Here is a 14285-nt window from a genome sequence, read left to right as displayed (position 1 = left end):
TCAGGGATAGCGCACCAAGCTGGACCAGGCCGGGTCCTCGTGCTTTTGCCAATAGATCGCCGTGAGGCGCCTGGTAATCGCGCCGACCTTACCGTCCGCGACCGGAATACCGTCGATCATCGTCACCGGCATGATGCCGCCGGCAGTCGAGGTGATGAAGACCTCGTCGGCCTGACGCAGCGCAGCGACGCTGACATCGGCCGCTGTGACGGCAAGCCCGGCCTCCGCGCAGAGATCGAAGACGGTGCGGCGGGTGATGCCGGGCAGCACGCCGACAGCCGGGGTCGACAGTTTACCGTCATCCACGCAAAAGACGTTGAAGCCGGGGCCTTCCGCGACATTGCCGTTGAAATCGAGGACCAGCGCGGTCTCGGCGCCGCGCTCATAGGCGTCGTAGAGGCCTCGCACCAGATCAAGCCAATGATAGTTCTTGATCGCCGGGTCGATCGAAGCCGGTGGGATGCGCACCTTGTCGCTGATCGCCACATGCAGGCCGCGCTGCAATTGTTCGGCATTGGCGACCGAGCCGAAGGGAACGGCGAAAGCCATGAAGCGGTTGACCGCGTCGCGCGGGTCGCGGCTGAAGGTCGGCGAGGCGCCGCGCGTGCACAGCATCTCGACATAAGCGGCGCGATGACCCGACAGCGCCACGCAATTGTGGAGGATTTCGGCGACGCCTTCGCGGTCGAACGGGATCGTCATGCGCAGCTTTTCCAGCCCGCCGAAGAAGCGATCGAGATGCAGGTCGAGGCGGAAGAAGCGGCCGTCCCAGACATGCACCGTGTCGTAGGTGGCGTCGGAATGCAGGAAGCCCCAATCCAGCACCGAGATCTTGGCTTGCGACATCGGCAGGTATTGCCCGTCCAGGAAGGCAACGCCTTCCGGATAGGAGTGCGGGTCTATGTGATGGGCGGAGAGCGAGGGCAGTGGTTTAGTGTGCCGATCGGCCGGCTTGCTCATCACGTCCTCCGTCAGATCGTTTTTCGCCGATCAGATGGTGGGATAGAGCCGCAGAGTACAAGACACAGGCTGGGCTTGCCGCTGGGCCATCGAGAGAAGTTGTTAGTCCTCATCGTCATCCTCGAGCAGACGCGTGGCGCGCCAGCGGGTCAGGACGATGTTGGTCTGTTCCATGACGAAGAAGCGCGCCGAGTCGCGGTCGTAGCCTTCGGCCAGGAGCTTTTCGTAGTCGGTATGCACATGACGGATATGCGCGATGGTCGCCAGCCACACGGCGATCGTCGGCGGCAAGCTCTTCATATGCACCGCGCCGGCGTCGGCGCGGATCTTTTCCATGTCAGCATAGGGCGCCAGCGGTAATAGCGCCGTCAGCGCCTTGGCGATGGCGCGGCGACGGCCGGTCGGCGCGCTCATCTCCCGTCCTGTCCGGGCTCGTCCCGCCCGGCAATGGTGGCGTCCGCAAAGGCATCGGTCGACGCGAAGTAAGGCTTGATGTCGATGACCGGCGTGCCGTCGAGCACGTCGATCGCATCGATATCGATACGGCCCGTGTCGATGTCGAGGGCGACGAGCTTGGCGATATGCAACCCGACAGGGTTCGGCCGGGCAGGGGAGCGCAGCGAAAAAACGCCTTTCGGTTCAGCCGCATGGCGGGGGTTCTGGACAATCAGGGTCCGCGGTGCATGGTGCAGCCAGGACAGGATGATGATGTGGCTGGCGCGCTCCAGGCCGAGCAGGCCGTTACGATAGGGCTGGTCGATCGTGAGAACCGCCGGCTGTCCCGTTTCCCGCGCGGATTTCATGTTCTTGGGGCAAGTTTCCCGCGCGGTCCAGGGCGAGGCGATGCGACCGATGAAGACCACATGGCCATCCGGCGGCATATCTGCCGGATCGTTTTCCAGAAGCTTTTCGCCGCTGCGCGTCTCGAACATGGTTTCCGCCCCGATCATGCTTCTGGCTTTGCGCGATCCACCGCGCATGCGTCATATTCTTGTCCGGAAGCGACATAGCGCTTGCAAGCCTATCAAAATCGACATAAACATATGTTTATATCTTTTCAAAGAGAATGCTCGCATGCATGTCGCACTCGACACCATGGTAGATACATTGAAGGCGGCGGCCGAATCTAGCCGGTTGCGCATCCTGGCGTTGCTGTCGCGCGGCGACCTGACTGTTTCCGATCTCACCGAAATACTCGGCCAGTCGCAGCCGCGCGTCTCGCGCCACCTGAAGCTTTTGCTGGAGGCGGGACTGATCGGCCGTTACCAGGAGGGCTCATGGGCCTTCTTCCGGCTGTCGGATTCGGATGCGGCGCGGGATTTCGTGCTCAGGCTGGTCTCCGGCATCCGGGCTGCCGATCCGCAGGTCGAGCGTGACCTCGAGCGGTTGGCGGCGGTCAAGCGCAAGCGGCAGGATCGCGCCGCCGAATATTTCTCCGTAAACGCCGCAAGCTGGGACCATATCCGCTCGCTGCATGTGCCGGACCGCGCCGTGGAGGCGGCGCTGCTCAAGCTCGTCGGCAGGCGGCCGTTCCAGTCGATGCTCGATCTCGGCACCGGCACCGGGCGGCTGCTCGAGATCTTTTCGCCGCTCTACCGGCGCGGCATCGGCATCGACATGTCGCGCGAGATGCTGACGGTGGCGCGCGCCAATCTCGACAAAGCCGGCATTTCGAATGCGCAGGTCCGCCAGGGCGACATTTTTGCGCCGCCGGTCGAGCGCGATGCCTTCGATCTCGTTACAATCCACCAGGTGCTGCACTATCTCGACGATCCCGCCCGCGCCATCCGCGAGGCAGCAAGGCTGCTGCGCCCGGCAGGCCGGCTGGTGATCGTCGATTTCGCTCCGCACGCGCTGGAATTCCTGCGCGACGCGCACGCGCATGTGCGGCTCGGCTTTTCCGACCGGCAGATCACCGAGTGGTTTTCCGATGCTGGGCTCGACCTCGAGGACAGCCAGGAATTCGAGCCGCGCGGCGGCAACGAGGCCAGGCTCACCGTAAAACTGTGGCTCGGCCGTGACCAGCGCATGCTGATCGCCGATCCTTCCAACCACGCACAACCGGCCAATGCCTATCCGATAGGGGAAACCGCCTGATGAACCAGTTCCGCTTTTCCCGCCGCCCTGACATTGGCGACAAGATCCGGGTTTCGTTCGAGTTCTTCCCACCGAAGAGCGATGAAATGGAAGCACGGCTGTGGGACACAGTTACCCGGCTGCAGCCGCTCAAGCCGAAATTCGTCTCCGTTACCTATGGCGCCGGCGGCTCGACGCGCGAGCGCACGGCACGCACGGTCAAGCGCATCCTCAACGAAACGGCGCTGACGCCGGCGGCGCACATGACGTGCGTCGATGCGGCCCGTCACGAGGTCGATGAGGTCATTCAGGAATTCGCCGACATGGGTGTCACCCGCTTCGTCGCCTTGCGCGGCGACCCGGCCGAGGGCGTCGGCGCCGCCTATCGTCCGCATCCGGACGGCTATGCCAATGGCGCCGAACTGGTGGGGGCGCTGAAGAGTGTCGGCGATTTCGACATCTCGGTCTCCGCCTATCCGGAAAAGCATCCGGAGAGCCCGGATTTCGCCACCGACATCGACATGCTGAAGCGCAAGGTCGACAATGGCGCGACGCGGGCGATCACCCAGTTCTTCTTCGACAATGATCTCTACGAGCGCTATGTCGAGCGGGCACGGCGGGCCGGCATCTACATCCCGATCGTGCCGGGCATATTGCCGGTCCACAATTTCACCCAGGTCGCCAATTTCTCGTCGCGCTGCGGCGCGCTGGTGCCGGCATGGCTGGCCGAGCGCTTCGACGGGCTGCAGACGGACCCGCAGACGCATGCGCTGGTGGCGTCCGCGGTGGCGGCCGAGCAGGTGCTGGACCTTGTCGAGCGCGGCGTCGGTGATTTCCATTTCTACACGATGAACCGGGCCGATCTGGTCTTCGCCGTCTGCCACATGATCGGCATCCGCTCGCATGAGGCTGAAGCTGCGGGGTCTGCTGCGGCGTAAGTCTCGATCGAGTCTTTGGAAATGCAAAAAAGGCCGGGTAAAAACCCGGCCTTTTCAATGACTTGGACTATTCGGTGCTGATCTTCCGTTGCTTTGGCGGGTCTACGGAAGAAAGCCCATAATGAGGGCTCCGATGAATGCAAACGCAGCACAGATCATCAATGCGTTGATTGGCCTCGTGAGTCCCACGTCATAGCCTCCTCTTAAAGAGCTATGGCCAGAGTCTAGGGTCATTTGTGCCACAGGCAAGCGGAAAATATGTTGCAATGCGACGACATTGTGGAATCTACGACCGGCTCTTTGCCGTTAGGCATTGAAACTCTTCGGCAAAATCCCGCTTCGGACCTGTGCATAAAATGTGACGAAGCTGGGGCAGCGATGGGTTATGGCAGCGCTACCGCCGCCGAAAATCGGAATCGATTTTCGGGTCGATGCGAGGATTCAACGAGTTAGAGCGTGGTTTGCGCGTCCAATTGGATGCGAAGCTCTAGGGCCAGCGGCCGAACAGGCGGCCGTCGATGGTGACGAGGCCGAGCGCGATTAGTGCCATGCCGCCGAGCTCGAAAAATTCGAGCCGTTCGCCCAGGAACAGAAAGCCGAGCAGGATGGCACTGGCCGGCACGATCAGCGTGACCAGCGAGGCGTTGGTGGCGCCGGCCGAGGCGACGAGGTTGAAATAAAGGATGTAGGCGAAGGCGGTGGACAGCAAAGCCAGCGCCAACACCGCTGCCCACACCGGCGGCGAGGCCGAAAACAGGTTGGCAGTGCCGTGGCTAAGCAGCACGATCGGGATCATGATAATGGTCGAGGCGGTCAATTGTCCCGTGGCGATGACCGATGAAGGCACGCCCTTGAAGCGGCGGGCAATCATCAGGGCGACCGCATAGGACAGCGACGCACCGACCAGCGCGAATTTCGCCCAGACCGGTCCGCCCAGCCCGGCAAGCAGGCCGGGACCGATCATCACCGCCGTGCCGACGATGCCGAGCGCGATCCCGGCAAGCTTGTTCCAGGAGAGTTTTTCGTCTGATGTCAGCGCGTTGGCGAGGATTAACGTCCAGAACGGCGTCGTCGAATTGAGCACCGAGGCGACACCGGCGCCAAGTTCGGTCTGGCCGGCGAAGATCAGCGAGAAGGGAATGACGTTGTTGACGAGCGCCAGCAGGAAGAACAGACCGGCATGCGGCAAGGCGAGGCGGAACGACGGACCGCGCTGGCCGAGATAGAGATGCAGCGCCAGCGCCGCGATGGCGACGCGAAACAGCACCAGCACCAGCGGGGGAATCTCGGCAACCGCAATGCGGGCAAAGAAGAACGAGCCACCCCAGATCGCACCTAACAGCAGAAGTTGTGCCCAGTCTTTCAGGGCCATAGGTCCGCGCATTGCCATGGATCGTCCTCCCAGATGGCTCTGAATCAAGCCAATCAGGCGTCTGTTCAGGTCATATCCTGTTCGACGGCAAGGGCCACCCGAAACCAGATCGGTGGGCTAGCATTCCCATCATCTGGCGTAGCGCCGCGGCGTTCGGGCCGCGAGACACAGAATTGTTTTCATTCCCGCATAGGTTGGATTAATTGTGCGCGGTCTAGGTCAAGGGATTCGTCCATGCAGCGATTCGAAAATGCGCGCGAAGCGGCGCTGGCGCTTCGCCCGGACGATCCGATTTATTGCTTTCGCCCGCAGGTGCTGAAGGCGGACGCCGCGCAGTTCATGGGCATGTTTCCCGGCAAGACCGCCTATGCGGTCAAGACCAACGGCGAGCAGATCGTGCTGAAGGCGCTGGTTGAGGCCGGCGTCGGCGCTTTCGACGTGGCCTCGCCCGGCGAATTCGCCGCCGTGCGCGCGGTCTCGCCCGACGCCGAGATGCTCTACATGCATCCGGTCAAGGCACAGTCGGATATCAAGCTGGCGCTGGAGAAATATGGCATCCGGGTCATCTCGCTCGACCATGAGGACGAGATCACCAAGCTGACCCGCGTGGTGCGGGCGCTCGATATCGATCCGGGTGCGATCACTGTGTTCGTGCGCATCCAGACGAAAGGATCGGCCGCCTACGAACTGTCGAAGAAATTCGGCGCCGGACCGGCCAATGCGGTCGAGCTGGCCGAACGGCTGAACCGGACGGGCTACAAGGTCGGGCTGTGCTTCCATGTCGGCAGCCAGATCGAGGATCCCGACACCTATGAGCGGGCGCTGGCCTCGGCCGACTGGGTGCGCAACCGCGTCAGCTTCGACATTGCCGGGCTCGATGTCGGCGGCGGTTTTCCCGCCGAATATGGCCATGATCCCAACCGCAAGCTGATCGAGATGCCGTCGCTCGGCCAGATCATGTCGCGGCTGTCGGGCGACCTGAACGAATATCAGTTCGACCAGATGCCGCTGGTGGCGGAGCCGGGCCGGGTGATCGTGGCGCGCTGCCTGTCGCTGATCGTGCGCGTGCTGCTGCGCAAGGGCAAGCGGCTCTACATCAATGACGGCATCTGGGCGTCGCTGTCGGATTCATGGACCGGCAAGATCACACTGCCGGCGCGCTTCATCCCAGACCCGGCGATCCGTTCGCGCAATGGCGAGGAGAAGACCATTGTGCCATTCAAGGTCTGCGGCGCGACCTGCGATTCCGTCGATATCCTGTCGCGGCCGTTCTGGCTGCCGGAAACGGTCGATACCGGTGACTGGATCGAGATCGGCCATATCGGCGCCTATTCGCTGTCGCTGAGGACACGCTTCAATGGCTTCTATCCCGACACCTTCGTCGAAGTGACGACGCCGTTCGACGAAGGGGACGCGCCGCAGGGGTTTGCCAGCCTGGAGACGATGGCGGATTAGGCCATGTAGGTCAGGCCACTCCGCCGCCGGCCTGAATGTTCTCGCCGGTCAGCCAGCGGGCTTGGTCGGAGGCGAGGAAAACCGCGACATCGGCAACGTCGCGCGGCGCTCCGATCCTGCCGAAAGGCGACATGCCGGCGGCGATCGCGCGATCTCGCTCGGGCAGCAGGTCGGTGTCGGTAAAGCCTGGCGATAGCGCATTCACGGTGACGCGGCGCGGCCCGAGTTCGCGCGAGAGGACGCGGACGAACTGCTCGACGGCTCCTTTGCTGCCGAGATAAAGGGCCGTCTGCGTGAAGAACATCTTGGTTCCACCGGTGGAGACGGCGATGATGCGGCCACCGTCGCGCACGCGGCGCGCCGCTTCCTGAAGCGTGAAGAAGGTGCCTCTGGCGTTGGCGCCGAAGACGTGGTCGAAGTCGGCTTCGGTGGCCTCGACCAGCGGCTTTATGACGGCGACGCCGACATTGGCGACAACGATGTCAATTGCCCCCATCTGCTTTTCGGTCTCATCGAACAGCCGGCGGATCTCGGAAACGCTGGAGATATCGGCCTGAATGGCAAGAGCTTTTCCGCCACTCTCGCGGACGGCGGCAACGGCCTCCTGGGCGGCTTTCTCGTTACCGACATAGTTGACGACGACGGTCGCCCCGTTTGCAGCTAGCCCCTCGGCGATGGCGCGGCCGATGCCGCGCGAACTGCCCGTCACGAGCGCGGTTTTGCCTTCAAGCGAATGAGACATGAAGCATTCCTTTCGACTGGTGCTGCGGCCGCTTCAATAGAGCGACGGTTCCATCTGTCGAAAGCTAGGAGCATGCTATTGATCAAATAATGGGCTATTATCTAAGTAACTCGTTAAGCTGAAGGTACATAATGCGAGGAACCGAGTTTTCCGAGCTCAAGGCGTTTGCAGCGATCGTCGAGGAGGGCAGCTTTGTCCGCGCCGCGGCCAGGCTCAGGATCTCGCCGCCGGCGCTCAGCCAGACGATCCGCGGGCTCGAAGAGCGTGTCGGTGTCCGGCTGCTCAACCGCACGACCCGCAGCGTGTCGCCGACCGCAGCAGGCGAAACGCTGTTTGCCCGCCTCGCTCCGGCATTCAGCGAACTCGAAGGCGCTGTCGCCGACGCTCATGCATCACGCGATCGGCCGGCAGGCTCGCTGCGCATCAACGTTCCACGCACCGCTGCCATGCGTTTCATTGCTCCCATCCTCGGCGATTTTCAGCGCGCCTATCCCGATATCGCGCTGACCGTCATCATCGACGATATGCTGACCGACATTGTCGAGGGGCGGTTCGATGCCGGAATCCGGCTCGGCGAGCGGCTGGAGAAGGATATGGTGGCGGTGAAGCTGAGCGAGGATTTGCAAATGGCCGCGGTGGCCGCTCCAGCCTATCTCGAGAACCGGACCATACCTCGTCATCCGCAAGAGCTGCATCAGCACCGCTGCATCAATTTCCAGTGGCCCGGTGGCGGCAACATCTATCGATGGGAGTTCGCGCGAGGCCGACGCGCTTTGGAAACAGCCGTCAACGGCGGTTTGACGGTCAACGACACGGAACTGATGATCAGGGCGGCCCTGGATGGGGTCGGCGTGGCTTACATGCTGGATTACCAAGTTCGGCCGTGGATCGAAGCCGGCAAGCTCATCCGTTTTCTCGAAGCCTGGTCACCCCGATTTCCGGGCTTTTACCTATATCATACGAGCTCTCGGCATGTTCCACCGGCCTTGCGCGCCTTCATCGATTTCCTGCTTGCCAGGCGATGACCCGCTTTAAAGCTTCGCCAGAAGCTCCGGTGTCGGCCAGCCGTCGACCGGCAAGCCTAGCCGCTTCTGCTCCTTGCGGATCGCCTCGCGGGTATTGGTGCCCAGGATGCCGTCGACCGTTCCCACGTCATAGCCTTTGGCCTCGAGCTTTGTCTGCAATGCCCTCATCTGATCGCCGTTGAGGCCGGGTTCGGGATTGCGCGGATCGAATTGCGGCGCACCCGCCAGCCGCGCGGCGAGATTTGCCGCGGTCAGCGCATAGGTGAAGGACTGGTTCCACTCGAGGTAGACGTCGAAATTGTCGTAGACGAGGAAGGCCGGCCCCTTGCGGCCCATGGGCAGCGCGAGGCCTGCCTTTAGGCCGTTGTCGACAAGCGGCGTGCCGCTGGGGTTGGTGACACCCCACTGAGCCCACTGCGTCAGCGGCAGCTTGTTGGTGCGGCCGGTCTGGTCCCATGGCATGTCCTCGGGCACGCGGACTTCCTCGATCCAGGGCTGGTCGCGTTTCCAGCCGCGCGACATGATCTTGTTGGCCGTGGTCATGATCACATCCGGCGCGCTGCTGCGCAGGTCGACCAGGCCGTCGCCGTCGCCGTCGACGCCGCGGCCGAGATAGTCGGACGGCAGCATCTGTGTCTGGCCGATTTCCCCCGCCCAGGCGCCGGTGACATCGGCCGGTACGACGCCGCGATCGATGAGGGTCAGCAGCGGCGTGATCTGCGGGCGAAAGAGTTGCGGGCGGCGGCAGTCATGCGAGAGCGTGACCAGCGCGTTCAGCGTGTGGAAATCGCCCTGCACGGCGCCGAAATCGGTTTCCAGCGCCCAGAAGGCGGCGATGATCGGCGGCTGGACGCCGAATTCCTGGTCGGCGCGGGCAAAGACGTCGGCGTATTTTTTCAGATTGGCGGCGCCCTGCTTCAGCCGGTAAGCCGAAATCATCCGGTTCGAGAACTCGATGAAGGTCTGGGTAAAGACGCCCTGGGCGCGGTCGCGCGCCAGCACCTTTTTGTCGGCGGTGGCCTTTTCCAGCGCCTCGAGGCCGGCAGTGCCGACCCCGGCGTTCCTGGCCTCCGCCGCTACACCCTGCTTCCATGCCTCGAAATCGCCGCCGCATTGCTGTGCCACCGCCGGCGCCGCCGTAGCGGCCAGAAGCAGCGCCGCGAGAATTTCCAAGCGCAATCGCATCGCCATCCCCCAAGAAGATCACCAGCGGTTGCAAGCATCCTTCATTTGGCTGTGTCGAAAAGCAGGCGGCAGGCCCGCTGTCAACGGGTGTTCTGCCGCAGCCACTTGTTCCAGGCGGCTTCCGTGCCGTTGAACACGTTGATATCGGCCTTGCCGGGGATGCCCGGCACAATACCGGTTCCGGTGTACTGCCAGAAGGTGAACGGGTGACTGCCGTATCTCTTGCGCGGGTGGCCGGCCACCGAACGCAGCCAGTAGGGATAGCCACGGAAGGCCGATAGGCCGTTGTCGTTGAAGAAATCGATCGAGGTGTAAATGATCGGCTTCTTGCCATAGTGTTTCTCGACGATTTCGAGGAATGTGCTCATCTCGCTGCGCACCGTGGCCGCATCGGGCCGCAGCTTGCAGGTCGGCGATTGCGGGTTCCATTCCATGTCGAGAACCGGCGGCATCGCCGAACGGTCTTTGGGCACGTTCTTGATGAACCACCGCGCTTGCGTGGCGGCCGGTGTGCAAAAATAGTAGAAATGATAGGCCGCGCGGGGGATTCCTGAGGCTTTCGTGCGGCTCCAATGCTCGTTGAAATACTCGTCGAAGCGATCGCCGCCTTCCGTCGCCTTGATGAAAACGAAGGAAATACCGCTGGCCCTGGCCGCCGGCCAATCGACCGAGGTCTGGTACTTCGAGACGTCGGTGCCGTGAACGGCATAGCTCCACGGCGCCCCGCTTTCCCACTTATGGGGGTCGGAGTCGTCAAAACGGGGTGCGCGCACCGTAACGGTCGGGGCGCTCGGCAGCGACGGCGCAAGATCGTCGACGGTCGAGCAGGCGCCCAGCAGCGTCAGCATGAAGAAAGCCGCGAAACGGCGCATCGCTACTCCTGAACCGGTTTCAGCCGGCCGCTGATGGGTTGTTGCTGCAGGTGGGCCCCTCGACCGTACCCCCAAGCGATCGCCCCACAGGACCGCTCCCATATTAAAGCGCGCGCTTCGACGCGCTTTAACCTTCGTTTTTTATGCGTGTCGTTATCCCAAAACCGCTGCGCACTTTTGGGCGACACGCATCAGTGATCGCCGATCATGGTTGATATTCCGTTGACGGCGCTCGACAGGAACCGCGATTTTGCCGAAGCAATGGCGGCAAATCGATGGCATAAATGAGCGTCCGGGGGGAGTCGGAAAAATGCAGATTGTTCTGAGGCTGGTGAAATGGCTGCTCGGGCTGGCCGTGCTGGCGGTCGCAGCACTCGCCGCCTGGCTTTACATCGCGCCGCCGGAACTGATCCGCGTCGGCTCGGGTTATACGGCCAAGATCGTCTGCTCGAATGTCTTTATCGCCGGACGAGATGCCGACCAGGTGCTCGCCGTCGACGTGCAGGCGCCGGGCCATCCGCTGCTGCGGCTGATGAGGGTCTCCGTCGACAAGGAGCAGGGCACCGTCTCGGCCGGGCTGTTCGGCGTGTTCGGCAAAAGCGTCGCGGTTGTTCGTGACGGGCTCGGCTGTGCTTCGGTTCCGGATGGCGACATCGCCACGGCCAAAGCAGTCGCCGGGCCGGCGCTGACACCGGCGCCGCCGCTCGATGCACTCTGGCCGGAGGGCGACAGGGTCGATGCCTCGCAGAACCCCGAAATCGCGAAAATCCTCGACGACCCTGCAATGACCGGCGCCGGTATGCGGGCGGTGGTAGTAGTCAAGAACGGCCGCATCATCGCCGAGCGTTATGGCGACGGCTTTGCCGAAAAGACGCCGCTGCTTGGCTGGTCGATGACCAAGACGGTAAATGCCGCGATCGTCGGCACGGTGATCAAGGACGGTAAGATGGTGATGACGAACCAGGGCCTGTTCGGACCCTGGAAAGCGGACGGCCGCGCCGCCATCAGTCTCGCCGACATGATGGCGATGTCGAGCGGGCTGGAGTTCAACGAGGATTATGGCGACGTCACAGACGTGACGCGGATGCTCTACCTCGAGCCTGATATGGCGGGCTTTGCCGGATCCAAGTCGCTGACCGGCGAGGTAGGCAAAATTTTTTCCTATTCGAGCGGCACGGCAGTGATGCTGTCGCGGCTCTGGCAGGATGCGATCGGCGACAAGAACAAGGCGCTGGCGTGGCCGAGGGTTGCGCTGTTCGACCCGCTGGGCATGCAGAGCGCGGTGCTGGAGGCCGACGAGTACGGCACCTTCGTCGGCTCGTCCTATCTCTACGCCACCGCGCGCGACTGGGCGCGCTTCGGGCAGTTCCTGCTGCAGGATGGTGTATGGAACGGCCAGCAGATCCTGCCTGGCGGCTTCGTCGCCTGGATGCGGGAAGCCGCACCGGCCTCGAAAGTCTACGGCAGGGGCCAGCTGTGGATCGAGGCGCCGGGCGACGAGCAGAGCCCCGGCGCCGGCATCGCTGCGGGCCTGCCAAGGGATACCTACTGGATGGAAGGCCATGACGGACAGACGGTCGCCATCATTCCCTCGGAGCAGATGGTGGTGGTGCGGCTCGGCCTGACGCCGGCCAAGTTCGGCTATCGGCCGCAGATCATGGTGGCAGCGCTGGTGAAGGCGCTGCATTAGCTGCTATTTGCGCGGTCCAATCACTGCGAGCCAGGCATAGCCGCGGTACAGTGTTCTGAATCGAAAGCTTGCACCGATCCGCTCGGATTCCGATGCCATAACCGCGCGCAGGGCCTCACGAGGCTCGACATGGAATTTTCTCAGCCAGCCGCGCAACAGTGTTCGGAACCAGCGGGGCAGGGCCTCCTGTTGGCCGAAATCGACGACGTGCAGCGAGCCGCCAGGTGACAGGGCTGCAAGAGCCGCGCAAACCGTCTTCTGCCAACCTGGGATCATCGACAGCGAATACGAGACAAAAATGCGGTCGAAACTTTCGATAGAGAACAGCGCTTTCGCGTCGAAATCGGTGGCGTCACCGCGCGCCAGCTTGACGCGGCCGGACAGGCCTTCGCGGGCAATGGCAGCAGTGGCCGTTTCCAGCATTTCGGCCGAAATATCGAGACCGAAGAAGCGGGCGTCGGGATAGCGGCGGGCGGCGAGGACGATGTTGCGGCCGGTGCCGCAGCCGAGTTCGAGCACGGCGCCGCCTGCGGGCACATCAAGCCCTGCGATCAGCCGGTCGCGGCCGAGCAGGTAATATTTGCGGGTCAGGTCGTAGATGTGGCGCTGCCAGCGGTAGACGCCGTCCATCAGCTCGGCGTGCCTAGCCGGCGGTTCGGCGGGTCTGGCCGGCAGTTCGGTCGTGCTCATGCGGCCTGCTTCACATAGAGATGGAAGCCGCCATAGATGGCCGACCGGTCGCGGGCCGAGAATTCGCGCGACGCCTCGTCCGCATAATTCCACTGGTCGAGCAGCGAATTCGAGACTCGGCCGGGCAACAGGCTGGGTTCGGCCGCGGTGCGGAAGATGACGCGGGCATCAGTCGACGCGGTCCGGGTGATCTCGGCCCACAGCGCATTGAGCTGGTCGTCGGTCATCCAATCCTGTGCGTCGAGCAGGACGAAGCGGTCGACCGAACCGGCATCCTTGCCGGCGAGGAATTCGATCAGATTAGCATGGCGAATGGCGACGCGGTCGACATTGTCGCGGATCGTCTTGTAGTTGCGCTTTTCGAGATAGGCGGGCAGCGCCGCCTCGCCGGGGTTGGGATAGCGGCGGGCAAAAGCCTGCCAGGCGAAATAGTTGTTCTGTAGCGGAAAATCGCAGGCGAGCTTTTCCAGCCGGGCCTTCAGGACGCTGGCCATGGTGCCGTCGCCCGAGGTGATCAGCGAATCGTACTGGGCCGGCGGAATGCCGAGGCCGAACAGCGAGACTTTTCGGGAGGTGGCCCATTTCAGCAACGGCTTTTCGAAGACCGGCGCCAGTTTCTCGTCGAAGAAGCGGCGCTGGTCGGCGAGGCTTTTGGCTTGCATGATGCCAGCCGGATCGACACCGAAGAATTTGGCGGTGCGGTGACCCATGGCGATAAACAGCCCGAGCAGCCCGGTCTGGTAGAAATTACGGTCGAAGACGGCGATGCGGCGACGGCCGAGCCAGTTGTGATGTTCCCAATAATGGCGGCTGACCGGGTCGAGATGCGGCGCGATGAAGCGGTCGTAGGCTTGCGAATTGTGACGGGTCTCGGCGGCGCCGAAGAAACGGAACAAGTCACGCTGGGACGGCAGATGGCGCACCGCTTCGAGCTTCATCCGGTTCAGCGCGATGTGGGCGGCGTTGAGATCGACGGCGTCGATCCTTTCGGGCGACCGGGTGAGATAGGCGAGGATGTTGCAGCCGCCCGAGGCGATAGTGACGACGCGATGGCCCTGGCCAAGCTGCATCGCGTCGATGTCGACATCGGGGTCTTCCCAGATCTGCGGATAGACGAGGCCGGAAAACAGCAACGCGAAGAGCCGTTCGGAGAGGCCGGCCTTCGACAGCGGGCGGTTCTGGTAGACGGCTTTGCCAACTTCCTTGCCGCGGCGAAAAACCAGTTCTCCGGAAAGATCCGTCATGACAAGGCGATTCCTGTTTGCTCTGGCGCAAGCGGG

The 14285-nt window shown here is 62.9% G+C and carries 14 protein-coding genes; 5 read left to right on the top strand and 9 right to left on the bottom strand.

Annotation, left to right across the window (positions count from 1 at the left end; genetic code table 11):
• The 3 genes from ACWTU7_RS14180 to tsaA form a co-directional block, all read right to left on the bottom strand.
• Window positions 1-960, bottom strand: a complete 960-nt coding sequence (locus ACWTU7_RS14180; protein ID WP_455841313.1) for a D-amino acid aminotransferase — start codon at window positions 958-960, stop codon at window positions 1-3.
• A gap of 102 nt (window positions 961-1062) precedes the next feature.
• On the bottom strand, window positions 1063-1374 hold the full coding sequence (locus ACWTU7_RS14175) for a DUF2293 domain-containing protein (protein WP_455841314.1): 312 nt from the start codon (window positions 1372-1374) through the stop codon (window positions 1063-1065).
• Window positions 1371-1892, bottom strand: a complete 522-nt coding sequence (gene tsaA / locus ACWTU7_RS14170; protein WP_455841317.1) for a tRNA (N6-threonylcarbamoyladenosine(37)-N6)-methyltransferase TrmO — start codon at window positions 1890-1892, stop codon at window positions 1371-1373. The genes ACWTU7_RS14175 and tsaA overlap by 4 nt, the downstream gene beginning before the upstream one ends.
• Before the next feature lie 142 nt (window positions 1893-2034).
• Here tsaA and ACWTU7_RS14165 point away from each other — a divergent pair, with 142 nt between their 5' ends.
• Together ACWTU7_RS14165 and metF are read left to right on the top strand one after the other, a co-directional pair.
• Entirely contained in the window at window positions 2035-3057 is a 1023-nt protein-coding gene (locus ACWTU7_RS14165; protein WP_455841315.1) for an ArsR/SmtB family transcription factor, read from the top strand.
• Window positions 3057-3974 carry a methylenetetrahydrofolate reductase [NAD(P)H] gene (gene metF, locus ACWTU7_RS14160; protein ID WP_455841316.1) on the top strand — a complete coding sequence of 306 codons (918 nt, stop codon included), beginning with the start codon at window positions 3057-3059 and terminating at the stop codon, window positions 3972-3974. The genes ACWTU7_RS14165 and metF overlap by 1 nt, the downstream gene beginning before the upstream one ends.
• 487 nt (window positions 3975-4461) lie before the next feature.
• Here metF and ACWTU7_RS14155 read toward each other — a convergent pair whose 3' ends face one another.
• The gene (locus ACWTU7_RS14155) at window positions 4462-5364 is read right to left on the bottom strand and encodes a DMT family transporter (protein WP_455840286.1); all 903 of its coding nucleotides are present in this window, start codon (window positions 5362-5364) and stop codon (window positions 4462-4464) included.
• 216 nt (window positions 5365-5580) lie between these two features.
• Here ACWTU7_RS14155 and ACWTU7_RS14150 point away from each other — a divergent pair, with 216 nt between their 5' ends.
• On the top strand, window positions 5581-6801 hold the full coding sequence (locus ACWTU7_RS14150) for an alanine racemase (protein WP_455840287.1): 1221 nt from the start codon (window positions 5581-5583) through the stop codon (window positions 6799-6801).
• Window positions 6802-6811: 10 nt separating this feature from the next.
• Here the strand turns inward: ACWTU7_RS14150 and ACWTU7_RS14145 are convergent, their stop codons facing one another.
• Window positions 6812-7543 carry an SDR family oxidoreductase gene (locus tag ACWTU7_RS14145; RefSeq protein ID WP_455840288.1) on the bottom strand — a complete coding sequence of 244 codons (732 nt, stop codon included), beginning with the start codon at window positions 7541-7543 and terminating at the stop codon, window positions 6812-6814.
• Between the two features lie 131 nt (window positions 7544-7674).
• Between ACWTU7_RS14145 and ACWTU7_RS14140 the strand changes: the two genes are divergently transcribed.
• Entirely contained in the window at window positions 7675-8568 is an 894-nt protein-coding gene (locus ACWTU7_RS14140; protein ID WP_455840289.1) for a LysR family transcriptional regulator, read from the top strand.
• Window positions 8569-8574: 6 nt separating this feature from the next.
• Here ACWTU7_RS14140 and ACWTU7_RS14135 read toward each other — a convergent pair whose 3' ends face one another.
• Both ACWTU7_RS14135 and ACWTU7_RS14130 read right to left on the bottom strand, forming a co-directional pair.
• On the bottom strand, window positions 8575-9753 hold the full coding sequence (locus tag ACWTU7_RS14135) for a lytic murein transglycosylase (protein WP_455840290.1): 1179 nt from the start codon (window positions 9751-9753) through the stop codon (window positions 8575-8577).
• A gap of 80 nt (window positions 9754-9833) precedes the next feature.
• A complete protein-coding gene (locus tag ACWTU7_RS14130) occupies window positions 9834-10625 on the bottom strand; it encodes a glycoside hydrolase family 25 protein (protein WP_455840291.1) in 792 nt (263 codons plus the stop codon).
• A 310-nt stretch (window positions 10626-10935) separates the two neighbouring features.
• On the opposite strand from ACWTU7_RS14130, the gene ACWTU7_RS14125 reads away from it, so the two are divergent.
• Window positions 10936-12315: a serine hydrolase domain-containing protein gene (locus tag ACWTU7_RS14125; protein ID WP_455840292.1), complete on the top strand. Its 1380-nt coding sequence runs from the start codon at window positions 10936-10938 to the stop codon at window positions 12313-12315.
• A gap of 3 nt (window positions 12316-12318) precedes the next feature.
• Here the strand turns inward: ACWTU7_RS14125 and ACWTU7_RS14120 are convergent, their stop codons facing one another.
• Window positions 12319-13005 (bottom strand): class I SAM-dependent methyltransferase, encoded by a 687-nt coding sequence (locus ACWTU7_RS14120; RefSeq protein WP_455840293.1) that lies wholly within the window; start codon window positions 13003-13005, stop codon window positions 12319-12321.
• Window positions 13002-14249 (bottom strand): DUF3419 family protein, encoded by a 1248-nt coding sequence (locus ACWTU7_RS14115; RefSeq protein WP_455840294.1) that lies wholly within the window; start codon window positions 14247-14249, stop codon window positions 13002-13004. The genes ACWTU7_RS14120 and ACWTU7_RS14115 overlap by 4 nt, the downstream gene beginning before the upstream one ends.
• Window positions 14250-14285 lie beyond the last annotated feature (36 nt).

It is taken from the genome of Mesorhizobium sp. BHscii, from assembly GCF_053848065.1.
This window is presented reverse-complemented; position numbering and strand designations above follow the sequence as displayed.